This window comes from Brevibacillus sp. LEMMJ03, assembly GCF_007197875.1.
Classification (GTDB): Bacteria; Bacillota; Bacilli; order Brevibacillales; family Brevibacillaceae; genus Brevibacillus; species Brevibacillus thermoruber.
Genome location: NZ_VKJN01000004.1, coordinates 22,507 through 44,656 on the forward strand (window position 1 = coordinate 22,507; position 22,150 = coordinate 44,656).

A 22,150-nucleotide genomic window follows, 5' to 3' on the forward strand; every position below is an offset into this window, starting at 1 on the left:
AGGAAGTGGCGCACGTGCACATCATGAACATTGCCAAACGAGAAATACAGATCGGGTTTCGCAATCCGTGGGCGTATTCGTTCACGGCCCTGTTTTCCCTGTTCACGCTGGCCCTGTTGATCATTCAATCCCAGTCCTACATGGAGGGATACACGTATACGACCGGCACCATTCTCAATCTGATCCTGTACCTGCTCCCCTTGATGACCATGCTGCTCGCCTCCTTTTCGGTTACGGCAGAAAAGGAGGAGGGAAGCTGGGAGCTTCTGTCCACCTACGCCCTTACAGCCACTTCGTTTTTGTGGGGGAAGTACGCGGGATTGGCTGTGGTGCTCGTCTCCATCGTGTGTTTTAGCTACGGGTTTGCCGGGTTGTCCGGCATGCTTCTGGGAAAAGGGTTCACCCTTTCCGCCCTGCTGTTTTTCTTGTTGTTTTCCATCTGCATCGTGCTGTTGTTTCTGGGGATCGCCATGGTGGTCGGCTCCCTGAGCCGGAACCGCTGGCAGGCGCTTACGCTCGGGGTCAGCATCTGGTTTTTCTTGATTCTGGCCTGGCCCACGCTCTTGATCTCGGTCTTGAGCTTTTTGCCGTACACATGGATCAAACCGGTACTCCAGGTGGCCACCTGCCTGAATCCCGCAGAGTTTGTGCGCATGTTTTCCGTTGTCAGACTGGGGGGAGGCGCCATCTTCGGTCCGGAGTACTACAAGTGGGTGAACTGGATGGAATCCCCTTTTGGCATCGCCGGTTTTGCTGCGCTCTGCCTGATGTGGATCTGCGTGACGATGCTGACCGCGATAGCTGTTTGGGAAAGAAGGCGATACCGTGACTAAGACCGGACTGCACATGATGCAGGTAGAAAAGACGATTGGCGGAAAAACCATTGTGCATCCGTTTGATTTGCACGTCGAACCGGGACAGGTTGTCGCTGTTTGCGGGGGAAACGGGGCGGGGAAAAGCACCATTCTCCGCATGATTGTGGGAATTACCCAACCCAGTTCGGGAACGATCGAACTGAACGGGTTGAACTTGAAGGAACATCGTGTGAAATATTTGCAGCAAATTGGCTATATGCCGGACCACTTCAATTTTTCGGCCGGACTGACGGCGAGTGAGTGCATGCGCTTTTACGCTTCCCTTCGCGGGCGGACCGCGTCGGAAGCGGATGAGGCGCTGCAGGCGGTAGGGCTTCACGAGGCTCGTAACAAAAAGGTGTCCGTGTTTTCCAAAGGCATGCAGCAGCGTCTGCTGTTTGCCCAGGCCATGTTGGGCAAACCGGCACTGCTTGTGCTGGATGAGCCGACAAACGGATTGGATCCGTACTGGATGGGCGCCTTTGTTGAACTGGTGAAAACCATCAAGAAGGAAGGCATCTCTGTTATTTTCTCCACGCACCAGTTGCAGGCGGCCAACGAGGTGGCGGATCGGGCCATTTTTGTCATAAACGGAAAAATCGTCCGCTCCGCCACAATCGAGGAATACCGGGCGCAATACGGGGAACTGGCCTTGCACCGTGCTTTCTCCGAACTGTTTCCCCGTCAGCAGCAGCCAGAGAAGAAAACGGAGGAAACCTCCTCTGTGACCGTCACGATTCGAGGGCGTGAGAGCAGGAACCATGAACACAAGTAAACGGAAACGCGGGCCCTGGCGCCGCGTTGACAATGAAGGAAGCAAGATTCCCTCGCTGTTCCCATTGGGCGTCGTCGCACACCGACAGGGGGGCTGTGCGTCAACACCGGGCAAGCCGCTGCACCGTCGTTGAGGTAATCCGGCGATGCTGATGGTTGAACACGCAGCCGGGACGCGACTCACGTTTCTTCCTCGACGACCGGCGCATAGGCAGCGCGCAAGATCGGGATAATGATGGAAGAAACGGGTGCAAGGAGGTTGTCATGACCATCAAGTGGGGGGCCTTTCTCGTCGGGTCGTTTGCCGGTGCATTCCTGGCCATTCTCTTTGCGGGTCTGATCGCCATCGTGTTTGCCCGGCCATTGATCAAATGGGGGATCGGGCGCTTTACGAAACGGCTGATGGCTGACCGTTACCCGGAAAACATCTGGGAGATGGTCTCGGCTCTCACCAGGACAAGCCCCCGGATCGTCGTGGAAAACAGTCTGCGGGCAGCCAGCGGAGAAGTCATCGAACGACCGTTTGGCAGCCCGCGCACGTATCTGGACTTTGACGGCCTGGTTTTTTCTCCCGCTCAGCTTGCCACGCTTCCCGCATCGGAAAACGCTCCCGTCGACATGATGATCACGATCGGCCCGCAAGCCAAGCGGCCGCTCATCCTGAACATCCCCCTGCTGGCCGGTGCGATGGGCTACGGGATCGGGGTGTCCGAGAAGGTGAAAATCGCCATCGCCAAAGGAACGGCTGCGGTCGGAACCGCGACGAACTCGGGCGAAGGCCCTTTGCTGCCCGAAGAGAGGGCCTGCGCCGCCCATTACATCCTGCAGTACCATTCCGGGTATTGGGCCAAAGAGCCGGAGATTCTCCGGCAGGCGGACGCGATCGAGATTCGTCTCGGCCAAGGAGCGATTGGAGGGGCCGCGACCGTGATTCCGCCCGCGTATTTGAAGGGGAGGGCCCGTGAACTTCTGCAGGTTCCGGACGGTGAGGTCCTCGTCGTCCCTTCCCGCCATCCGGAATTGGTCGAACCGAAGGACTTGAAGCCCCTGGTCGAGAAACTGCGCACCATCACCCAAGGCATCCCCATTGGCGTGAAGATGTGTGCCACCGGAAAGCTGGAAGCGGACCTGGAAGCCGCGGTTCAGGCCGGGGTGGATTTTATCAGTCTGGACGGTGGGCAGGCCGGCGCAAAAGGGGGAGCGCCCATTCTGGAAGACGACTTTGGCCTGCCGACGATTTTCGCCTTGTCGCGTGCGGTGGATTATCTCAAAAAGCGGGGCGTAAAAGACCGGATCACCCTCCTAAGCGGCGGAGGATATGCTGCACCCGGCCAATGTTTGAAAGCGCTCGCCCTTGGAGCGGACGGCGTTTACATGGGAACGGCCCTGCTGTGGGGCATGGCCCATGATCAGGTGACAAAAGCCATTCCGTGGGAACCGCCCACGCAGCTCGCCTTTTACTCGGGGAGCCTGAAAGACGAGTTTGAAGTGGAAAAGGCCGCGCAGTCTTTGGAGAACTTTTTTCGATCCTTTGCAGAAGAGATGAAAATCGCCATTCGCGCGTTGGGGAAAACTTCCTTGAGGGACGTGAATGCGGACGATCTGGTAGCGCTTGACAAATGGACGAGCGCCGTAACGAAGGTGCGGCTGGTCACGCAACCCGATGAGCTCGTCCGATGAAGGGGAGAGCAAGGCAGCACCAGCAAAAAAGGTGCTGTTTTTCGTTTCAAGATGTCCTGTATCTGCCTGAACTGCGTGACAAGGACCTGACGGCCTTCGATTACATCGTGGTGCCCACCCGCTTGAACCAGGACATTCTGTATGAACAGCGGGAACAATTGAAATGGTGAAGCCGTGGATATCCGGCGTGAAATGGAAATTTTATCCGACCAATTTTTACTGGTGGGTGAACAAAGGGGCCGATCTGCCTCTGTACATGGCTGACGAGCATCATCCGCTGTTTGCAAAAATCACGGTCGACGATGCAAAATGGCACTACCACGGCGTGTACCTGCCGCCCGCTCATGCAGAGCCCATCCTTGTCAACGAGTTGGGCGAGGCGATTATCTATGCGGACCGGGAGTCGTATCCGGGCAACCTCTATCTGACGACGCTCGATCCCGATTACCACCTCGGACAAGGATTCATTCCAAAGGTGGAGCATTTTCTCGATGCCTATCTGGAATGGGTGGAAGAAGACATGCGGAGCAACGGGTAGGACTTGCCCGCCCCCTTTGCCGGCCGGACGGTATCGGATCGAAGCCGTTCGTGTGGCGGGGGCCATCCGATACCGGACGTGGAAGGAGAAATGCCCCCCGAGTCTACCTGCTGGGTTCGGTTGGCGTTTCTTCTTCCGCGTCCAATGGTTTTTGGCTGATCCGCTCCATGTGCCGACTTCCCCATTTCGCCATCACATCCAGCAGTTCGCGTGTGGATTGTCCGTATTCGGTCAGGGAATACTCCACTTTCGGCGGAACCTGGGTGTACACTTCGCGGTGAATAATCCCGTCCTGCTCCAATTCCCGCAGTTGCTGGGTCAACATTTTTTGCGTGATGTCGGGCATGTCCCTTTTCAACTCGCCAAACCGTTTGGCCCCGTCGGAAAGATGACAGAGAATCAGCGGTTTCCACTTGCCGCCGATCACTTTCAACGTACTCTCTACCGAGTCTTTAAATCGTTGGTCTCCCATGCGGGCTGCCTCCTTGGTATCCTTTTCGATACTACGTTACTTGAAAGTGGGTACTTGTTGGGGAAGGTTGCTACATACAATAATAACGGTATCGTTCTCTTGTACTGTTTATTGTAACAAGAAACGAAGAAAAAACAACTGACCCAATAAGCCCACACCGCTGCAAGGAGAGATGTGAGATGGACTATCGCAGAATTACCCATATCGAAGACAAGTGGTTTGCAAGCATGCACCGGTTGATGCAGGAGGTGTTCCCGCCTGAGGAGGTGCTGGAATTCGAGCTGTGGAAAGAGCCGCTGGAAGACCCGGGTATTCGCGTGTTTGTCGCGATTCACGAAGGAGAAGTTGTCGGGGCCACGGAATACCGGTACTATGATGACCTGCAGGTGGCCATGACCGATTTTACGATCATTGGAAAGCCGGGGTTGGGAATCGGCCGCTTCCTCTATCAGAAGAGACAGGAAGACCTGATGTCCCTGGCGGCGGAGAGCGGGAAAAAGCTCGTTGGCATGTTTGCCGAGATCTATGATCCGTATCGAGCCGAACACCACGAATTCGGCGGCATCAAGCCGATGGATCCGTTTGTGCGCCGCGAGGTTCTGTCGCATCTTGGGTACAAGCGTCTTGACTTCCCGTACGTTCACCCTTCCTGGAACAATGACGGCGAGGCGGTGACCGGTCTTGACCTCTGTTTTCTTCCGACGGATGACAATGTCCATGAGCTGCCTGCGGAATTGATCGTCACGTTCCTCAAACGGTACTACTCCGTGCTTTCGAACAAGCCGGAGTCCTGGCATGCAATGATCGAACGGCTGGAGGCGCAGGAGACGGTACGCTTGCTGCCATTGTAACGTTTGTCATTCGAGCAGGTACGAAATGGCGTGATCCCCGACAACGGGTGAACACGCCATTTTGATTTGCCGGAGTCGGGCAGGGCAACCCCGAAGGTTTGTTTCGTTTCCAAAAACATACTATGTCACATGCAAGTATGTACTTGTTTATTTGGAAGGAAAGAATCATAATGAATCCGTGTTCGAAACATCGGTTTCGTCGCGGCTGTCCGCCAACAGAGGGGCAGTCATTTGCAGTAACGGAGGGTGTTAGGATGGATGGGATGACATTTATCCTGTTTGGAGCAACAGGGGATTTGGCAAAACGGAAAATTTTTCCTGCCATATACAATCTGTTTCTTGATGAGAAGCTGCCTCGCGCGTTCGCTGTCTTTGGTACCGGAAGACGGGACATGTCCGACGAGGACTTTCGTGCCCATGTGGAACAGTCGGTGAAAACCTTCTCCCGTCGATGGGATGACGATCGTGACCGTGCGGGGCAGTTTCTGAGCATGTTTCACTACTGTGCCATGGATGTGACCCAACCGCAGGATTACGGGAAGCTGGCGCAGCGCATCCGGCAGCGTGAGCAGGAAGGGAAGATTCCGGAAAACCGGATCTATTCCTTGTCGGTGGCACCGGAACTGTTTGGCGTGATTGCCTCCAACATTTCTGCCAGTGAGTTGGGATCGGCAACAGGCTGGAAACGCCTGATCATCGAGAAGCCGTTTGGGCACGATCTCCAGTCAGCCCGGGATCTCAACCGTTCCTTGCGGCAGTTCTTCGACGAAGAGGAGATTTTCCGCATTGACCATTACCTTGGCAAGCCCATGGTGCAAAACCTTGAGGTATTGGAATTTGCCAACCCCATTCTGCGGACGTTGTGGAACAATCAGCACATCGCCAATGTCCAGATTACCGCCAGCGAAACGGTCGGGGTGGAAGAACGGGCAGGGTACTACGACAAGGCGGGAGCGATTCGGGACATGTTTCAAAACCACCTGCTCCAGCTGCTCATGATGACGGCGATGCAGATGCCCCGGCAGTTTTCGGCCCGGGAGATCCGCAACGAAAAGATCAAGGTGTTGAAAGCGCTGCGGCCGCTGCGTCCGGAAGACGTTGCCGCGCATGTGGTTCGCGGTCAGTACGGAAAAGGATGGATCAACGGGAAGCCGGCAGCGGCGTACCGGGACGAACCGGGGGTGGACAGGGATTCGAACACCGATACGTTCGTCGCCGCTCGTCTGTGGATTGACAACGCGTTTTGGAGCGGGGTTCCCTTTTATATCCGGACCGGGAAGCGCATGCGGGAAAAGTCGACCCGGATCGTGATCGAATTCAAAAATCCGCTGAGGGATGCGTACCCCGTCCGTCATGAGAAACCGGCTCCCAACCTGTTGGTGATCCATGTAAATCCGTACGAGGGTGTTTCGTTTCAATTGAACAGCAAACATCCGGGGAAACACAGCAGGATCGAGCCGATCACCATGGAGTTTGCGGCAAATGCCAACGATGTGCCCGAAGCCTATGAGCTCCTGCTCTATGACGCGCTGCGAGGCGACTCCACTTTCTTTGCCCATTGGGAAGAGGTTGAATTGTGCTGGAAGTGGGTGCAGCCCATTTTGGACGCCTTTTCCGATCAGCGCGTTCCGCTTCATTTGTACGAAGCCGGCACGCAGGGCCCCGAGGCCGCTTTCCGACTGCTGGAGGAAGACGGTTTTTCATGGTGGGAACTCAACCGCCATGCCGAAGAAGGAACGCTGGGGGTTCGCAGGGAAGCGCTGTCCGTATCGGGCATATAAGGCAGGGAAGCTGCACGTTGGTCCGCCATCATACTTTTTTGACAGGAGGGTGTCCAGATGGCCATTTCGTTTGATTTCTCCAATGCGTTCCCGTTCATGGGCAGCCATGAAGTAGAGGTTCTGCGCGAATTTGTGAAGACAGCCCATGGATTTCTCCATGAAAAGAAGGGCCCCGGATCTGATTTTCTCGGATGGGTGGATCTGCCGGTGGACGTTGATGCGGAAGAATTGGCCCGGATTACGCAGGCAGCCGAGAGAATCAGAAGCCATTCCCAAGCGCTTGTTGTGATTGGCATCGGCGGGTCGTACCTTGGGGCAAGGGCGGCGATTGAAGCCTTGTCCCATCCCTTTCACAATCAACTGCCCCACGCGACACAGATTTATTACGCGGGGCACAACATCAGTTCCACCTATCTCGCCCGTCTCCTCGAAGTCCTGGAGGACAAGGATGTCTCCGTCAACGTGATTTCGAAATCGGGCACGACCACGGAGCCAGCCATTGCGTTCCGCGTGTTCCGCCGCTTCCTGGAGAGAAAGTACGGAAAAGCGGGAGCCAGACAGCGGATATTTGTCACCACGGACCAGACAAAGGGCGCGCTGAAAAAACTTGCCGATGAAGAAGGGTATGAAACCTTTGTCATTCCGGATGACGTGGGAGGGAGATACTCCGTATTAACGGCTGTCGGTCTCCTGCCCATGGCCGTCGCCGGCATCCATATTGATCGAATGATGCAGGGAGCCGCAGAGGCCTGGCGCAGGTACAGCAATCCGGACCTGCTGTCCAATGAGTGCTACCAGTATGCCGCGGTGAGAAATGCGCTCTATCGCAAGGGGAAAACGGTCGAGCTGCTGGTCAACTATGAACCGGCTCTGCATTACGTCGCGGAATGGTGGAAGCAGCTCTTTGGAGAAAGTGAAGGAAAGGATCAAAAAGGGCTTTTTCCTGCATCCGTAGATTATACGACCGATTTGCATTCGATGGGGCAGTATGTGCAGGAAGGGCGTCGGGATCTGTTCGAAACCGTCCTGCATGTCCGAAAGCCGCGGATTGACGTCACGATCCCGGACGATCCCGCCAACATCGACGGTTTGAACTTCCTGGCCGGCAAAACCATAGATGAGGTGAACCGCAAAGCATTTCAAGGCACGTTGTTGGCTCATGTGGACGGAGGAGTGCCCAACTTGCTTGTGGAGCTGGACGAACTCAATGCATTCACGTTTGGCGAACTGGTGTATTTCTTTGAAAAGGCTTGCGGCATCAGCGGACATCTGCTCGGCGTGAACCCGTTTGATCAGCCGGGGGTGGAGGCTTACAAGAAGAACATGTTTGCTCTTCTGGGCAAACCGGGGTTTGAAGCGGAAAAGAACCATCTTGAGAAACGATTGTCCAGGCAGGTGACTCAACATGAAAATCTATGATGTAACCGGATCGATCTTTGAAGGCATGGCTGTGTACAAAAACAAACCGGAAAAGCAGCCAAAGCTGAAAACAGTAACGAATGGGTATGTAACGGAATCTCGCATTGACATGGATGTGCACACGGGAACGCATATTGACGCGCCGCTTCACATGATGACAGACGGGGAGACGTTTGAAAGCATACCGCTGGACAATCTGGTCGGCATGTGTACCGTGCTGGATCTGACAGCGGTCCACGATCGGATCACAAAGGCGGACTTGGAGCGTTTTGCGATTCGCGAGGGCGATTTTGTTCTCTTGAAAACCAGGAATTCCGATGACGATGCGTTCCGTTTTGATTTTGTCTTCCTGGCGCAGGATGGAGCAGAATATCTGGCCCGGCTGGGAGTACGGGGAGTAGGCATTGATGCGCTGGGCATCGAGAGAGATCAGCCGGGCCATCCGACGCATCACATCCTGTTTCAAAACGGCGTCATTGTCATGGAAGGCCTTCGATTGAAAGAAGTGGAAGCAGGAGCGTATTTCATGGTGGCGGCCCCTCTGAAAATCGTGGGAACAGACGCTGCGCCTGCCCGGGTGCTGCTGTTTACGGGGCTGTCCCCCACGGAATAATCGCGTGTGTGATTCTGACTACCGGACAAAAGAAGGGATGAGCGTATGAGAAAGCAACAAATCGGTGTAATCGGATTGGCGGTCATGGGCAGAAATCTGGCGTTGAATCTGCTGAGCAAAGGGTTTTCCGTCTCCGTGTACAACAGAACGGCGGATAAAACGGAGGAACTGGTGCAGGCGGCGGGCGGCCGCAACCTGATCGGCACGTACTCCATTCAGGAATTCGTCCAATCCCTGGAGACGCCTAGAAAAATCCTGATCATGGTCAAGGCAGGCCAGCCAACGGATGATACCATCCAGCAGTTGAAACCCTATCTCTCCCGAGGAGACATCATCATTGACGGCGGAAACGCATTTTTCCAGGATACCCTGCGCAGAAGCAAGGAACTGGAAGAGGAAGGAATCCGGTTTATCGGAGCGGGCATTTCCGGCGGGGAAGAAGGGGCATTGAAAGGACCCGCGATCATGCCGGGAGGACAAAAGGATGCCTATGAGCTGGTTGCGCCGATCCTGACCGCCATTGCCGCAAACGTGAACGGTGAGCCCTGCTGCACGTACATTGGTCCGGATGGGGCGGGCCACTATGTCAAAATGGTACACAACGGGATTGAATACGGGGATATGCAGTTGATTGCCGAAGCCTATCATGTGATGCAACAGGTTTTGGGGCTCAGCGCCCGTGAACTCCACGAGGTGTTTGCCGAGTGGAACAAGGGGGAATTGGACAGCTATTTGATTGAAATCACAGCCGATATTTTCACGAAAATGGACCCCGAAACAGGCAAGCCCCTGGTGGATGTGATTCTGGATTCGGCCGGACAAAAAGGAACCGGCAAATGGACAAGCCAAAGTGCGCTGGACTTGGGCGTTCCCTTGTCCATGATTACGGAGGCCGTATTTTCCCGTTTCCTCTCCGCGATGAAGGAAGAGCGGGTGATCGCCAGCAAAACGCTGAAAGGGCCGCAAGCTCCCGCGTTCACGGAGGATCGGAAGGCGTTCATCGAAGCGGTGCGACAGGCGCTGTACGCCAGCAAAATCTGCTCGTATGCCCAAGGCTTCGCGCAGATGAGAGCGGCGTCCGAGGCGTACGGCTGGAACCTGAGGTACGGGGATATTGCCATGATCTTCCGGGGCGGCTGCATTATTCGTGCGAGATTTTTGCAAAACATCAAGGACGCCTACGATCGCAATCCGGAGCTGAAAAACCTGCTGCTCGATCCCTACTTCCGCGACATCGTGGAAAACTACCAGGAAGCCTGGAGAAAAGTAGTGACGACAGCGATCCAGCATGGTATACCCGTACCGGCGTTCTCCAGCGCTCTCGCTTACTTTGACAGCTACCGCACGGAAAGGCTTCCGGCCAACCTGCTGCAGGCACAACGCGATTACTTCGGCGCCCACACCTACCAACGAGTGGATAAGGACGGCGTCTTTCATACCGACTGGATGGAAGGCAAAGAGTAAAACGGACACAATGGTATCCTTTTAGTGACTACATCACTTTGAAGTAAGTACTTTCTGTTTTGGAGGTAAAGGTCTAGAATAAAGCATGCGCCGCCAAACATCACGCGCAGCACACAGAGAAAGGAGTGACGGCCGAACTCGCTTTCTCGTGACTCCCGTCATGGGTGGCGGTTTGCAGCGCATACGAAACGGGGATGGGTACCGAAAAAAACAGAAACAGGTAGGAGTGAAGCAATCATGCAGCTGCAGCTCGCGCTGGATCTTGTCACGATTCCGGAAGCCAAGGACCTGGTCAAGGAAGTTGCGGAGTATGTGGATATCGTTGAGATCGGCACGCCGGTTGTGATCAATGAAGGGCTTCGCGCCGTCAAGGAAATCAAGGAGGCCTTCCCTTCGATGACCGTGCTGGCAGACCTGAAGATCATGGATGCGGCCGGCTATGAAGTCATGAAGGCCTCCGAGGCCGGCGCTGACATCATCACGGTTCTGGGCGCCGCGGAAGACGTCACCATCAAGGGTGCGGTCGAAGAGGCGAAGAAACGAGGGAAAAAAATCCTGGTGGACATGATCGGTGTGAAAAACCTGGAAGAGCGGGCAAAGGAAGTCGATGCGTTTGGCGTAGACTACATCTGTGTCCATACCGGTTACGATCTGCAGGCCGTGGGGAAAAATTCGCTGGAAGACCTGCTGACCATCAAACGTGTGGTCAAACATGCGAAAACGGCGATCGCGGGCGGCATCAAGCTGGAGACGCTGCCGGAAGTCGTGAAGGCCCAACCGGATCTGGTCATTGTCGGCGGCGGCATTACGGGACAAGCAGATAAAAAAGCAGTCGCTGCCGAAATGAAAAAAATGATCACACAAGGATCGTGATCAGGATGCACACTCGTCAATACGCCAATGAAATCGTCAATGAACTGACGCGGACGGTTGACCAAATCGCCGAAGCAGAAGCGGAACAGCTTGTAGCTCGCATCCTTGAATCAAAGAAGGTCTTTGTAGCCGGTGCAGGCAGATCGGGCCTGATGGTTCGCGCCTTTGCCATGCGGCTGATGCACATGGGGCTGCGCGCTTATGTCGTAGGCGAAACCGTAACCCCCAACTTCGAAAAAGACGACCTGTTAATCATCGGGTCCGGTTCGGGGGAGACGAAAAGTTTGGTGTCCATGGCAACGAAAGCGAAAAGCATCGGGGGTGCCGTCGCGGCGGTCACGATTTTCCCGGAATCGACCATCGGACAGCTAGCTGATCTCGTCATTACCCTGCCGGGTTCTCCGAAAGACCAGGCGGACAGCGGAACCAAAACCATCCAGCCCATGGGTTCATTGTTTGAGCAAACCCTGCTGCTGTTCTACGACGCTGTCATCCTGCGGTTGATGGAGAAACTGGGATGGGACTCCCAGGCGATGTTCGGCAGACATGCCAATCTGGAGTAGGGAAAACTGCCGTACAAAGCCATTCACATGAACGAACAGATCGCATCGCGATTTTGAAGCAGCGCGATGCGATCTGCTTTTTCATTTGTCGCGGTTCCGGCGTTCTCAGCTTTTCGCACGGCCGGCGGACGTCTGTGGATGCCGCTGCCCCTGTGATTGGCTTTGTCATCGGGATCGCCGATGGAATCCATGCGTTTCCACCGATTCATCTCTCATGCCGGTTTTCTTCGGCAGCCATGGCGATTTCTTTTGTTTCATGAACGGTACCAAACGGATGCTCAGGCGGCGCATAGATCACGTACACTTTCAGTGGCGTATGACCCGTATTGATTACGTTGTGCCATTTTCCGGCAGGAATCATGATGGCATAGTCCTCATAGGCCATTTCTTGAAAATCCAGGTGGTCTTTGCTCTCACCCATTTGAACAAGTCCCTGTCCTTCTTCAATCCGAATGAATTGATCCGTGGTCGGATGGACTTCCAAACCGATGTCATCGCCGACATCGATGCTCATCAGCGTCACTTGAAAGTACTTCCCTGTCCATAAAGCCGTCCGGTACGTCTGGTTTTGTTTGGCTGCTTGGTCAATATTCACGACAAACGGTCTTGATCCATAATCGGTCAGTTTGATCCTTCTGCCATAAGGAAACCGGTTGGGATTCCAATAGACATAATAAGGATTCCACTGGTAGCTCCAATGGTTGGGATTCCAGTCGTACACGGGATTATGCCATTGAGGGTGACCCCACGCTTTGCGGTACATGGATATTCTCCTCTCATGATTTCATCATGTACGTTGTAGCCTATGCGGTTTTCTCTTCATCGGTGTCAGGACAGCTCTCACCGAGCCAGCGGGAAACCTTTCGGGTTGTTTGACAAATCAGAACAGACGGGTAAGATTGAAAATAACAAAATGAACGAACAACATAGAGAGGAAACATGAAACGGTTATTCCGGTCGATCTCAACCCGTATCACGCGAAAATACCTGGTGATTTTCTCGTTGGTTCTGATTATTCCGACACTGGTCATCTATCAATTGGTGGTGAATTATGCAAAGGATCTCATGCGAATCAATATCGAACAAAGCAATGAAATCTACGCGGAATCGATCGCGAAGCGGCTGAGTTCGGAACTGAACGACGTCGTGCTGCAGCTGCAGTTGATCGCGGGACAAACAGGCAATCAGCGCGTCGATGAACAAGCGATGTATCAACGGGCCAAACAGACTGTGTCCAAAAGCGTGTTTATCCAATCCATCTCCTTCTTTGACGCCTCCAAACGGCTGCGCTTTGAGGCTCCTTTTCAGACGGAAGGGAGAGAGATCGTCTACGAATACCCAAAAATGGAACACGTCCGGTGGAGCTACAATTACGTTGTGACGGAACTGATCCGAAACCATCGCGGAGAGCAGGCGGTTGCCGTCCTGATACCCGTCTTTTTCGAGGATCGCCGGTTTCGCGGCGCGCTTGTTGCGGAGCTGAGCCGCGAATATTTATCGGAAATGTTAAAAAGTATCAGTGTTACACGCGGCGGATTTGGCTACATCGTAGACCGCAACGGGATGGTGATCGCTTCTACGGACGAAGCAGAGTGGAACAAGAACTACGCGGAAGAACCCGTCGTGGAACGGGTGGTGAAAGGAGAGATCGGAACGGGAGTAATGCCGCATGTGGGGCAGGTCAGCGTCATGACCTACTATATGATGAGCCACAACTGGGGACTGGTCGTAGGCGTGCCTGAATCACTTGCGTTCGTCCCCGTGTCGAAATTGTCTGCGACGCTAACGGGCGGATTTGCCGTAATCTTCGCACTCATGCTCTGTCTTGTCGTGTTGGGAATGAGGCACATCCTCAATCCGATTGTGAGACTCACCCGTTTTGCCCGACACTTTCATCAATCGCCGTCGCGTGCCCCATTTCCCGAAATGTTGGTGGAAAGTCAGGACGAATTGGGGGTGTTGATGCGGACCATCGTCTCAATGGCCGTGAAGATTCACGAAAAAGAGCAGTTCCTGAGGGATGTGATCGAAGGCATTCCGTATGCGCTGATCACCTTGGATCAACAGGGCAGAATCACCCACGTAAACCGCAACATGGCGGCGCTGATCGGGGCACCGGCCGATACGTGGAAGGGACAACCCATTTCCGTGCTGCCTCCGTTTTCGTTTTTGCAGTCCCTCGTGGGGGAAACCGAAGTGTCGCTGGAGGACGAGAACAAGCAGACACGAATCATCCGGGTGGTCGCGTCTTCGTTCAATGGCGGCGTGCTGGCCGTGCTGGAGGACGTTTCCCAGGTAAAGCTGTTGGAGGCCCATGTGCGGCAAAGCGAACGGCTGGCTCTGATGGGGCAGATTACGTCGGGAATTGCCCACGAACTGAAAAATCCGCTGGCCGTGTTGGCAAGCACTAGCGAGTTGTTGAAAGAGGAGATGGCAGACCTGGCCCCTGCGGAAATGATCCAGACGCTGGTGACTGACATCGAGGAAGAAATCAAACGCATGAGCGAGATCGTGTCCGAGTTTCTGGCGTTTGTCCGGATGAGACATGAGGAGGTAGGAGAAGTGGAGATGGACCGATTGATGGACCGCGTTCTGCACCTGCTCCGCATAAAGCTGAATGAAGCCAACGTCCGGGTGATTCGCTCGTACGAGCCGTTTCTGCCACCGGCCAAAGGCCGTCAAAACAAATTGCTCCAGGTCTTTCTCAATCTCCTTTTGAACAGTGTGGAAGCGATGCCGAACGGTGGAACCATCACGATTCAAATGAAAAGGGATGGTCCCTGGCTGACCGTCTCCATCGCGGACAGCGGCGTAGGCATTTCGGAACAAGACTTGCAATGGCTGTTCAATCCCTTTTTCTCCACCAAGGAACGGGGAAATGGGCTCGGACTGACCATCGCTCGGGACATCGTGGTCGAGCATGGTGGCGACATTCAAATTGAAAGCGTTGTCAACAAAGGGACGACGGTTCGCTGTCGATTTCCAATTGCCATCAAGGAGGGGGTTGCCACATGAGTGCGCACGGCGTACTGATCGTCGATGACGAAGTGAAATTGTGCCGGAACATTGCGATCAAACTGGAGAAAGAAGGCTACACCACCTACCAAGCGTACGACGGGAAATCGGCCATCGATCTGGTCCGAAAACATCCGATAAGCGTCGTGCTCTTGGACTACATGTTGAACGACATGACCGGACTCGATGTCCTTTCCGTCATCAAACGGGAGAAACCGAACACGATCGTATTCATGCTGACCGCCTACGGCAACATCGAGAGCGCCGTCATGGCGATGAAAGGGGGGGCCGCCGATTACTTCAACAAGCCGGTCGAATTGCGCAAGATCAAGGAAGTGGTCGACAGCGTGTGCAGGACGCTGCCGACGGGAGAATCGTCCGAAGACACCATCATTTTTGCCAACGAAAAAATGAAACAAATCCGGCGCGTGCTGGAACAGGTGACACCTACGGATGCGATCATGCTGCTCCTGGGAGAAAGCGGTGTGGGAAAGACGGCGTTGGCGAAATGGATCCATCAGTACAGTCATCGCAAGGACAAGCCGTTTGTGTGCATCAATTGCGCCTCCATCCCGGAGACGCTGTTGGAAAGCGAGCTGTTCGGATATGCCAAAGGGGCGTTCACCGGAGCGGCGGAGTCCCGCCCGGGCAAGTTCGAGGCGGCGAATGGCGGGACGATCTTTTTGGACGAAATCGGCGAAATCTCTCCGGCCATGCAGGCCAAACTCCTCCATGTCATTGAGGAAAAGACGGTTACGCGGCTTGGCAGCCACGCTTCGCTCAAGGTGGATGTGCGCATCCTGGCGGCGACGAACAAACCGTTGAAACAGTTGGTGCAGCAAGGACGCTTTCGCGAAGATTTGTACTATCGCTTAAACGTGGTGGAAATTGAGATTCCGCCGCTGCGCGAACGCAGGGAAGACATTCCGCTTCTTGTGGAACAAACGTTGCGCAAGCTGAATGAAAAGTACGGCAAGACCATCAGCATTTCATCAGAACTCATGAAGATGCTGCTGAACGAACCATGGCCGGGCAATATTCGCGAACTGATCAACACGCTGGAACGCATGCACATCTTGAAGGAAAGCGGAACCCTGGACGTTCAGGACTTTGCCGTCCGGCAGCCGGTCGCGTACCGTCGGCCGGTGTGGGAGGAGATCCCGCTGAACGACCGACTGCAGGATGTACTGGACGAAGTGGAGGAGCACCTCATCCGGGAAGCCATCCGGCGGGCGGGTGGAAACCATACGAAGGCTGCGCACCTGTTGGGCATTTCCCGCAACACGTTGATATACAAGCTAAAGAAGATGAGGCGCCCATGAGACGGTTGGCAATCATCGCAGTGGGAACGGTTTTGTTCGGCGCACTTCTCGCAGTGAGTCTGCCTCGTGAGGCCGCGGCCCCTGTGTCCCCGGAAAAGCCTTCATGGCCCGCTCAACCCATCACCGTCGGGGCGAAATCGCTGACGGAGCAATACCTGTTGATGAAGATGACATCCATCGTCCTCCGCTGGCACGGTTACGATGTCAACGAGATGGTGTTTCTGGACAGCCCCGCCGTCCGATCCGCGATGGAGGCGGGCGTCGTCGACCTGTACTGGGAGTACACGTCCACCGCTCGCTTGTACTACCACAAGCAAAAGCCGATCTACGATCCCGACGCGGCTTGGAAAGCAGTGGCGGAAGAAGACAAACGGAAAGGAATCGGCTGGTTTCCCCGGAGTGAGTTCAACAGCAGTTGGGCCGTGATGGTGCGGGAGGACGTAGCCAAGAAGTGGGGGATCTCCTCCATCAGCGACCTGGTCGAATACGTCCGTACGCGGAATCCGCGGCTGAAACTGGCCACCAACGAAGAATTCCTTCATCGTGAAGACGGGATGCAGCGTCTTCGGGATCTGTACGACTTGTCGCTGCCGGACGGACAGGTAATGGCCGTCGATTCCGGGCTGCTTCCGCAAGCTGTCAAGGAGTCGAGGGTGGATGCGGCTGTAGGGATGGCCAGCGATCCTCGCATCAAGGAAGCCCATCTCATTGTGCTGGAGGACGACAAACATGCGTTCCCGCCCTATCATGCCAGCCCGGTGGTACTGGGCGAGACATTGAAAAAATATCCGGAACTGCAAACGCTCATCGAGCCTATCCGCATCCGGATCACTCAGGAGAACATGCTCGATCTGATGTACCAGGTGGACATTCTTCACAAGGACGTGACCAAAACCGCTTATGAATTCCTGGTTGGGCAGCGGATTATTCAACCGCTGAACTGATCTGTCGGAGTGGGAAGGACGTCGTTGATTGCACAAAAATTTTACGTCTCTGGCGTAAAATTTTTGTGCAATTTTTTTGTTTTTCCGTACTGTGCGGCAGCAGGCGAGCAAGAATGGCGCGGCCCGAGAAGTTGGCACGGGATTTGCTCAAGTCTTCCGATGACTGAATGAAAAGAGGTGAGGGCATGAAAATTACGGGCATTGAAATTTCACATTATCTGCTTCCGCTGGATCCTCCGTTCAAGGCGGCGTGGGATCCCCAACCGCGAAAAAAGTTTGCGACCACGATCGTCGCCGTGCACACGGACGAAGGATTGACCGGAATCGGTTCGGGAGATTTGATGACGGGTTTTGCCGGACACGAACACTTGTTTATCGGCCAGGATCCATTTGCGATCGAACGGCATTGGCAGGTGATCGACAACATTGATTTCCACTACGGAAGATGCTGGCCGCTGGACCTGGCGCTGTGGGATCTGATCGGAAAAGCAACCGGTCAACCTGTATACAAGCTGCTGGGGGCAAGAAACAGCAAAATTCTTGCATACGCTTCCACGGGAGAGATTGTCGAACCAGAGGTGCGGGCTGAACGGGCGCAGATGCTGGTCGAGCAGGGATTCAAGGCGATGAAAATCCGTTTTCATCATGATGACCCGAGAAAAGACATTAAAGTGGTCGAAGCCGTGCGCAAGGCGGTAGGCGACAAACTGCACATCATGGTGGATGCCAACCAGGGATGGAAGATGCCGTGGGACGTGCAGCCGTGCTGGGATCTGAAGCTGGCCTTGCAGGTGGCCAAAGAACTGGAGCAGCTAAACGTGTTCTGGTTGGAGGAGCCTCTGCCGCATCACGATTTTCGCGGCTTGGCGAAACTGCGGGAACTGGTGGAAATCCGCATCGCCGGTGGGGAAATGAATCGCAAATGGCACGACTTCCGGGAGATGAGCGTATTGGGAGCGCTCGATGTGTACCAGCCGGACGTCGCCCTGGCCGGCGGCATTACCCAGGTTAAAAAGGTGGCCGACATGGTTCAGGCGAACGGCGCCTGGTTCAGTCCGCACACCTGGTCGAACGGGATCGGTTTATTGGCCAATCTCCACTTGGCTGCGGCGGTCAGCCACTGCCCCTATTTGGAATACCCGTATGATCCGCCGGCCTGGACGCCGGAGCGGCGGGATTTTGTGCAGGCTGTGAAGGTGGAGGTGGACAAGGACGGCTATCTTGTGATCCCGGACAAGCCCGGACTGGGGATCGAACTGGATCTTGCGGCATTGGAGCGGTTCAAATACGACAGGGTGTACGTGGGTGAGTCCTCATGAAGTACCTGCTCACCCACACGGATCGGGTCCTGGACCTGTTTCTGGAGCACTTGTCCATGACCGCCCTGTCGCTCTGCATCTCCCTGCTGCTGGCCATTCCCATCGGAATCGCCATCACCAAGTACAAGCGGCTGTACGTCCCGGTAACCGGCTTGTTCGGCATCCTTTACACCATTCCAAGTTTGGCCCTGTTTGCGTTATTGATTCCCGTCACCGGGCTGGGGCCGGAAACGGCCATCATCGGATTGATCGCCTATTCCCAGATGATTCTCGTCCGAAACGTGGCGGCTGCCATCCGGGGCATTGACCCGCTGATCATCGAGGCGGCCAAGGGGATGGGCATGAGCAAGGCGCAGATCGTCTTTCAGATCGAAATCCCGCTTGCCGTCCCTGTGGTCGTGGCGGGGATCCGGGTGGCCGCCGTGTCGATCATCAGCATCGCCACCGTGGCTGCCTGGATCAATGCGGGTGGGCTGGGCACGCTCATCTTCGAAGGGTTGTACCGTACGCATACGGACAAGATCGTCGCCGGAACGATTGCCATTGCCGTCCTGGCCATCGGCACCGATCTGTTGTTCCGGGCGATCGAGCGGCTCCTCAGTCCGAACATGTCGTGAAAGGAGGTGAACCATCGTGCTGCAGGATCTCCAGGCGTACTTTGCGACCAACGCGTCCGTCTTTTTTACTAACGCCGTCCAGCACGTGGTGTTGAGTCTGACTTCGATTGTCCTGGCCATGCTGATATGCGTGCCGCTGGGCGTGTTCATCTCCAGGAAAGCGAGGATCGCGGATGCGGTCATCAACGCGGTCAACGTCTGCCGGGTCGTCCCCAGCCTGGCCGTCCTGGCCCTGGCCATGCCGCTGTTGGGGGTGGGATTCCTGCCGGCGCTGCTTGCCTTGACCGTGCTTGCTTGTCCGCCCATCCTGATCAACACGTACACGGCGTTTAAGGAAATGGACCCGCTCATCCGTGAGGCCGCAAAGGGGATGGGGATGAGTCCGATGCAGACGATTGTGCAGGTGGAGTTTCCGCTGGCCCTGCCGGTAATTGTAGCCGGTGTGCGAACGGCTTCGGTGGAAATCATTGCAAGCGCTTCCCTGGCGGTGCTGATCGGGGGAGGAGGCCTGGGCAACTACATCATGAACGGCATCGCCATGTTCAATGTTACGTTTTTGATGCTGGGCGCGGTGCCGATCGCGCTTCTGGCGATCGTGAGCGAAGTCGGTTTTTCGCTCCTGCTGAAGCGAGTGACCATGTACACTTCTTGACGAGGAAAGAGGGGGATTTTCATGAAAAAACGGACATTGCTCTCGATGATGCTCGTGGCAGCAACGGCGTTTGCCTTGTCCGCCTGCGGTTCGTCCGATTCGGCGAACGGTGGCGGCGGCAAGAAAGAGCCGGTTGTCGTTGGTTCGAAAAACAACACGGAGAACGTGCTGCAGGGAGAAATGTACGCGCAGGTACTGGAGGCGAACGGCGTTCCTGTCGAGCGAAAGCTGAATCTCGGCGGAACGATGGTTACGTTCGAAGCGATCAAAAGCGGTCAGGTGGACATGTACCCCGAGTACACGGGAACCGGGATCCTCGCCATCCTGAAGCGTCCTGTGGAGAAAGACCAGCAGAAAGTGCTGGAGATCAACAAGGAAGGGTTCAAGCAGTGGAACATCGAGTGGCTGGATCCGGCGCCTTTGAACAGCACGTACGGGTTTGCGATGAAACGGGATCTGGCCGACAAGCTGGGCATTGAAACGCTGACCGACCTCGCCCGGCATGCAAAAGACCTGGTGCTGTCCTACCCACAGGAGTTTGATGTCCGCGAAGACGGACTGCCCGGTCTGCAAAAAGCGTTTGCAGACAAAGGCGGATTCACATTCAAAAAACAGTTCCAGATCGATTACAGCATCCGCTACAAACCGCTCCTGCAGGGAGAGTCGGACGTCACCGTGTCGGTCGGGACCGACGGCGACATCGCCGGCCACAACCTGAAGCTGATCAAGGATGACATCGGCTTTTTCCCGGTGTACAACGTGGCTCCGATCATCCGCAAAGAAAAGCTGGACATGTACCCGGAGATCAAGGAGCCGCTGAACAAGCTCAGCTCGCTGTTGACCGACGAAGTGATGCAGAAGCTGAACTGGGAAGTGGACGGTCCGGAGAAAAAAGAACCGGAAGAAGTGGCGCGGGAATTTTTGAAACAGCACGAACTGGTCAAGTAAGGGGGGATCACCGATGGAAACGCGGATGTATATCGACGGAGCGTGGACAGAGGCCAAGTCGGGCCTTCGCTGTGCCGTCACCAATCCGACGAACGGCGAAACCGTCGCCGAGGTCGCGTACGGCGGAAGGGAGGAAGCGAGAGAAGCGATTGCAGCGGCTCACCGCGCGTTTGGCTCGTGGTCGCGGACAAGCGCTGATGAACGGGCCGAGCTCCTGAGCACCATGCACCGGCTGGTCGTGGAGAACGCCGATCGTCTGGCCCGCATCATGACGCTGGAACAGGGGAAACCGTTTGATGAAGCCAAAGGGGAAGTCGTCTGGGGGGCGGACTTCTTGCAGTGGTACGCCGAGGAAAGCCGGCGGGTGTACGGCGAGATCGTTCCGCCCAGCAAGGAGACGCAGCGCATCCTGGTTCACCGGGTGCCGGTGGGAGTGGTCGCGGCCATCACTCCCTGGAATTTCCCCTCCTCGATGATTACGCGCAAACTGGCTCCGGCCCTGGCCGCGGGTTGTACGGTGGTGGTAAAGCCGGCGCCGGAAACGCCGCTTTCGGCAATTGCCCTGTTTGAGGTATTCGAGCAGGCGGGTTTGCCGAAAGGCGTGGCCAACCTGGTGCTGGGGGAAGCGGAAGCAATCGGCCGGGAATTTCTTGAGAACCCGTTGGTGCAAAAAATCAGCTTTACCGGTTCCACCGCCGTCGGGAAGTACCTGCTGGAACAATCGGCGAAACAGGTGAAAAAAGTGTCGCTGGAGCTGGGCGGGCACGCGCCGTTTATCGTGTTTGAAGACGCGGATGTGGACCGTGCCATCGAAGGGCTGATGATCAACAAGTTTCAAAACGGCGGGCAGACGTGCATTTGCGCTAACCGCATCTTCGTGCACGAATCGATCGCCGACGATTTTGCCCGAGCGCTTGTCTCCCGTGTGCAGACGCTCAAAGTGGGCAGCGGCCTGGAGCCGGGCGTTCAGATGGGGCCGCTGATCCACGAGCAAGCGTTGGACAAGGTCCATCGTCACGTGGTCGACGCGGTGTCCAAAGGCGCCCGACTGTGGTGCGGAGGCGATCGGCTGAAAGGAGATTCTTATCAAAGCGGCTGCTTCTATGCGCCGACCGTATTGTCCGGCGTAACCAGCGAGATGCAGATTTTCCACGAAGAAACGTTCGGACCGGTCGCGCCGCTGATTCCCTTTTCGACGGAGGAGGAAGCGATCCGTCTGGCCAACGACACGCCGTACGGACTGGCCGCCTACTTCTACACGCGGGATTTGGCCCGCACCATGCGTGTGGCCGACCGCCTGGAATACGGCATGATCGGGATCAACGAGTCGGTCCTGGGGTACGTGCAGGCGCCGTTCGGCGGCATGAAACAAAGCGGGATCGGGCGGGAAGGAGGCAGACAGGGCATTGACGATTTCTTGGAGATCAAATACCTCAACGTAAACTTCTGAA

23 protein-coding genes are annotated in these 22,150 nt (G+C 55.5%); 20 read left to right on the forward strand and 3 right to left on the reverse strand.

The genetic code is table 11. The annotated features are described in order from the left end of the window. The first annotated feature begins 14 nt into the window (after positions 1–14). The 5 genes from FOI68_RS06560 (at position 15) to FOI68_RS06575 (ending at position 3,846) form a co-directional block, all read left to right on the forward strand. The gene (locus tag FOI68_RS06560; RefSeq protein ID WP_143862681.1) at positions 15–833 is read left to right on the forward strand and encodes an ABC transporter permease; all 819 of its coding nucleotides are present in this window, start codon (positions 15–17) and stop codon (positions 831–833) included. Continuing rightward, a complete protein-coding gene (locus tag FOI68_RS06565; protein ID WP_143862682.1) occupies positions 826–1,629 on the forward strand; it encodes an ABC transporter ATP-binding protein in 804 nt (267 codons plus the stop codon). Before FOI68_RS06560 ends, FOI68_RS06565 begins: the two co-directional genes overlap by 8 nt. Before the next feature lie 263 nt (positions 1,630–1,892). Next, positions 1,893–3,308, forward strand: a complete 1,416-nt coding sequence (locus FOI68_RS06570; protein WP_143862683.1) for an FMN-binding glutamate synthase family protein — start codon at positions 1,893–1,895, stop codon at positions 3,306–3,308. Next, positions 3,305–3,478 carry a hypothetical protein gene (locus tag FOI68_RS23330; protein WP_176703232.1) on the forward strand — a complete coding sequence of 58 codons (174 nt, stop codon included), beginning with the start codon at positions 3,305–3,307 and terminating at the stop codon, positions 3,476–3,478. The genes FOI68_RS06570 and FOI68_RS23330 overlap by 4 nt, the downstream gene beginning before the upstream one ends. Before the next feature lie 17 nt (positions 3,479–3,495). Further along, positions 3,496–3,846 carry a hypothetical protein gene (locus FOI68_RS06575; protein WP_141669609.1) on the forward strand — a complete coding sequence of 117 codons (351 nt, stop codon included), beginning with the start codon at positions 3,496–3,498 and terminating at the stop codon, positions 3,844–3,846. Between the two features lie 103 nt (positions 3,847–3,949). Here FOI68_RS06575 and FOI68_RS06580 read toward each other — a convergent pair whose 3' ends face one another. Then, the gene (locus FOI68_RS06580; protein WP_029098769.1) at positions 3,950–4,318 is read right to left on the reverse strand and encodes a winged helix-turn-helix transcriptional regulator; all 369 of its coding nucleotides are present in this window, start codon (positions 4,316–4,318) and stop codon (positions 3,950–3,952) included. Positions 4,319–4,497: 179 nt separating this feature from the next. On the opposite strand from FOI68_RS06580, the gene FOI68_RS06585 reads away from it, so the two are divergent. The 7 genes from FOI68_RS06585 to hxlB all read left to right on the forward strand — a co-directional run bounded on the left by FOI68_RS06585 (position 4,498) and on the right by hxlB (position 11,882). Then, positions 4,498–5,169 carry a hypothetical protein gene (locus tag FOI68_RS06585; RefSeq protein WP_035297108.1) on the forward strand — a complete coding sequence of 224 codons (672 nt, stop codon included), beginning with the start codon at positions 4,498–4,500 and terminating at the stop codon, positions 5,167–5,169. Between the two features lie 254 nt (positions 5,170–5,423). Further along, a complete protein-coding gene (gene zwf / locus FOI68_RS06590) occupies positions 5,424–6,950 on the forward strand; it encodes a glucose-6-phosphate dehydrogenase (RefSeq protein WP_143862684.1) in 1,527 nt (508 codons plus the stop codon). Between the two features lie 57 nt (positions 6,951–7,007). Continuing rightward, complete coding sequence (locus tag FOI68_RS06595) at positions 7,008–8,369, forward strand: glucose-6-phosphate isomerase (RefSeq protein WP_143862685.1); 1,362 nt, start codon at positions 7,008–7,010, stop codon at positions 8,367–8,369. Beyond that, positions 8,356–8,982 carry a cyclase family protein gene (locus FOI68_RS06600; RefSeq protein ID WP_035297114.1) on the forward strand — a complete coding sequence of 209 codons (627 nt, stop codon included), beginning with the start codon at positions 8,356–8,358 and terminating at the stop codon, positions 8,980–8,982. Before FOI68_RS06595 ends, FOI68_RS06600 begins: the two co-directional genes overlap by 14 nt. A gap of 45 nt (positions 8,983–9,027) precedes the next feature. Beyond that, the gene (gndA, locus tag FOI68_RS06605; RefSeq protein ID WP_143862686.1) at positions 9,028–10,446 is read left to right on the forward strand and encodes an NADP-dependent phosphogluconate dehydrogenase; all 1,419 of its coding nucleotides are present in this window, start codon (positions 9,028–9,030) and stop codon (positions 10,444–10,446) included. Positions 10,447–10,683: 237 nt separating this feature from the next. Then, a complete protein-coding gene (gene hxlA, locus FOI68_RS06610; protein WP_065066645.1) occupies positions 10,684–11,319 on the forward strand; it encodes a 3-hexulose-6-phosphate synthase in 636 nt (211 codons plus the stop codon). 5 nt (positions 11,320–11,324) lie between these two features. Continuing rightward, entirely contained in the window at positions 11,325–11,882 is a 558-nt protein-coding gene (gene hxlB / locus FOI68_RS06615; RefSeq protein ID WP_143862687.1) for a 6-phospho-3-hexuloisomerase, read from the forward strand. Positions 11,883–11,905: 23 nt separating this feature from the next. On the opposite strand, the gene FOI68_RS23335 is transcribed toward hxlB, so the two are convergent. Both FOI68_RS23335 and FOI68_RS06620 read right to left on the reverse strand, forming a co-directional pair. Then, positions 11,906–12,073 (reverse strand): hypothetical protein, encoded by a 168-nt coding sequence (locus tag FOI68_RS23335; RefSeq protein ID WP_185973885.1) that lies wholly within the window; start codon positions 12,071–12,073, stop codon positions 11,906–11,908. Between the two features lie 14 nt (positions 12,074–12,087). Further along, positions 12,088–12,645: a cupin domain-containing protein gene (locus tag FOI68_RS06620; RefSeq protein WP_143862688.1), complete on the reverse strand. Its 558-nt coding sequence runs from the start codon at positions 12,643–12,645 to the stop codon at positions 12,088–12,090. A gap of 239 nt (positions 12,646–12,884) precedes the next feature. Between FOI68_RS06620 and FOI68_RS06625 the strand changes: the two genes are divergently transcribed. From FOI68_RS06625 to FOI68_RS06660, 8 genes are all read left to right on the forward strand, one after another. Further along, complete coding sequence (locus tag FOI68_RS06625) at positions 12,885–14,897, forward strand: PAS domain-containing sensor histidine kinase (protein WP_185973886.1); 2,013 nt, start codon at positions 12,885–12,887, stop codon at positions 14,895–14,897. After that, on the forward strand, positions 14,894–16,219 hold the full coding sequence (locus FOI68_RS06630; RefSeq protein WP_143862690.1) for a sigma-54-dependent transcriptional regulator: 1,326 nt from the start codon (positions 14,894–14,896) through the stop codon (positions 16,217–16,219). The genes FOI68_RS06625 and FOI68_RS06630 overlap by 4 nt, the downstream gene beginning before the upstream one ends. Next, positions 16,216–17,163 (forward strand): ABC transporter substrate-binding protein, encoded by a 948-nt coding sequence (locus FOI68_RS06635; protein WP_143862691.1) that lies wholly within the window; start codon positions 16,216–16,218, stop codon positions 17,161–17,163. The genes FOI68_RS06630 and FOI68_RS06635 overlap by 4 nt, the downstream gene beginning before the upstream one ends. A gap of 185 nt (positions 17,164–17,348) precedes the next feature. Then, positions 17,349–18,482, forward strand: coding sequence for a mandelate racemase/muconate lactonizing enzyme family protein (locus tag FOI68_RS06640; protein ID WP_029098780.1), 1,134 nt, complete (start codon positions 17,349–17,351; stop codon positions 18,480–18,482). After that, positions 18,479–19,099: an ABC transporter permease gene (locus FOI68_RS06645; protein WP_035297131.1), complete on the forward strand. Its 621-nt coding sequence runs from the start codon at positions 18,479–18,481 to the stop codon at positions 19,097–19,099. Before FOI68_RS06640 ends, FOI68_RS06645 begins: the two co-directional genes overlap by 4 nt. Positions 19,100–19,115: 16 nt before the next feature. Then, positions 19,116–19,751 (forward strand): ABC transporter permease, encoded by a 636-nt coding sequence (locus tag FOI68_RS06650; RefSeq protein WP_029098782.1) that lies wholly within the window; start codon positions 19,116–19,118, stop codon positions 19,749–19,751. Positions 19,752–19,772: 21 nt separating this feature from the next. Beyond that, entirely contained in the window at positions 19,773–20,699 is a 927-nt protein-coding gene (locus tag FOI68_RS06655) for an ABC transporter substrate-binding protein (RefSeq protein ID WP_051188161.1), read from the forward strand. A 13-nt stretch (positions 20,700–20,712) separates the two neighbouring features. Continuing rightward, complete coding sequence (locus FOI68_RS06660; RefSeq protein WP_221935113.1) at positions 20,713–22,149, forward strand: NAD-dependent succinate-semialdehyde dehydrogenase; 1,437 nt, start codon at positions 20,713–20,715, stop codon at positions 22,147–22,149. Position 22,150 lies beyond the last annotated feature (1 nt).

Coding starts and splice junctions, on each gene's coding strand:
- FOI68_RS06570 (WP_143862683.1), top strand. CDS start 1,893: ATGACCATCAAGTGGGGGGCCTTTCTCGTCGGGTCGTTTGCCGGTGCA.
- FOI68_RS23330 (WP_176703232.1), top strand. CDS start 3,305: ATGAAGGGGAGAGCAAGGCAGCACCAGCAAAAAAGGTGCTGTTTTTCG.
- FOI68_RS06580 (WP_029098769.1), bottom strand. CDS start 4,318: ATGGGAGACCAACGATTTAAAGACTCGGTAGAGAGTACGTTGAAAGTG.
- FOI68_RS06585 (WP_035297108.1), top strand. CDS start 4,498: ATGGACTATCGCAGAATTACCCATATCGAAGACAAGTGGTTTGCAAGC.
- zwf (WP_143862684.1), top strand. CDS start 5,424: ATGGATGGGATGACATTTATCCTGTTTGGAGCAACAGGGGATTTGGCA.
- FOI68_RS06595 (WP_143862685.1), top strand. CDS start 7,008: ATGGCCATTTCGTTTGATTTCTCCAATGCGTTCCCGTTCATGGGCAGC.
- FOI68_RS06600 (WP_035297114.1), top strand. CDS start 8,356: ATGAAAATCTATGATGTAACCGGATCGATCTTTGAAGGCATGGCTGTG.
- gndA (WP_143862686.1), top strand. CDS start 9,028: ATGAGAAAGCAACAAATCGGTGTAATCGGATTGGCGGTCATGGGCAGA.
- hxlA (WP_065066645.1), top strand. CDS start 10,684: ATGCAGCTGCAGCTCGCGCTGGATCTTGTCACGATTCCGGAAGCCAAG.
- hxlB (WP_143862687.1), top strand. CDS start 11,325: ATGCACACTCGTCAATACGCCAATGAAATCGTCAATGAACTGACGCGG.
- FOI68_RS23335 (WP_185973885.1), bottom strand. CDS start 12,073: ATGGATTCCATCGGCGATCCCGATGACAAAGCCAATCACAGGGGCAGC.
- FOI68_RS06620 (WP_143862688.1), bottom strand. CDS start 12,645: ATGTACCGCAAAGCGTGGGGTCACCCTCAATGGCATAATCCCGTGTAC.
- FOI68_RS06630 (WP_143862690.1), top strand. CDS start 14,894: ATGAGTGCGCACGGCGTACTGATCGTCGATGACGAAGTGAAATTGTGC.
- FOI68_RS06635 (WP_143862691.1), top strand. CDS start 16,216: ATGAGACGGTTGGCAATCATCGCAGTGGGAACGGTTTTGTTCGGCGCA.
- FOI68_RS06640 (WP_029098780.1), top strand. CDS start 17,349: ATGAAAATTACGGGCATTGAAATTTCACATTATCTGCTTCCGCTGGAT.
- FOI68_RS06645 (WP_035297131.1), top strand. CDS start 18,479: ATGAAGTACCTGCTCACCCACACGGATCGGGTCCTGGACCTGTTTCTG.
- FOI68_RS06655 (WP_051188161.1), top strand. CDS start 19,773: ATGAAAAAACGGACATTGCTCTCGATGATGCTCGTGGCAGCAACGGCG.
- FOI68_RS06660 (WP_221935113.1), top strand. CDS start 20,713: ATGGAAACGCGGATGTATATCGACGGAGCGTGGACAGAGGCCAAGTCG.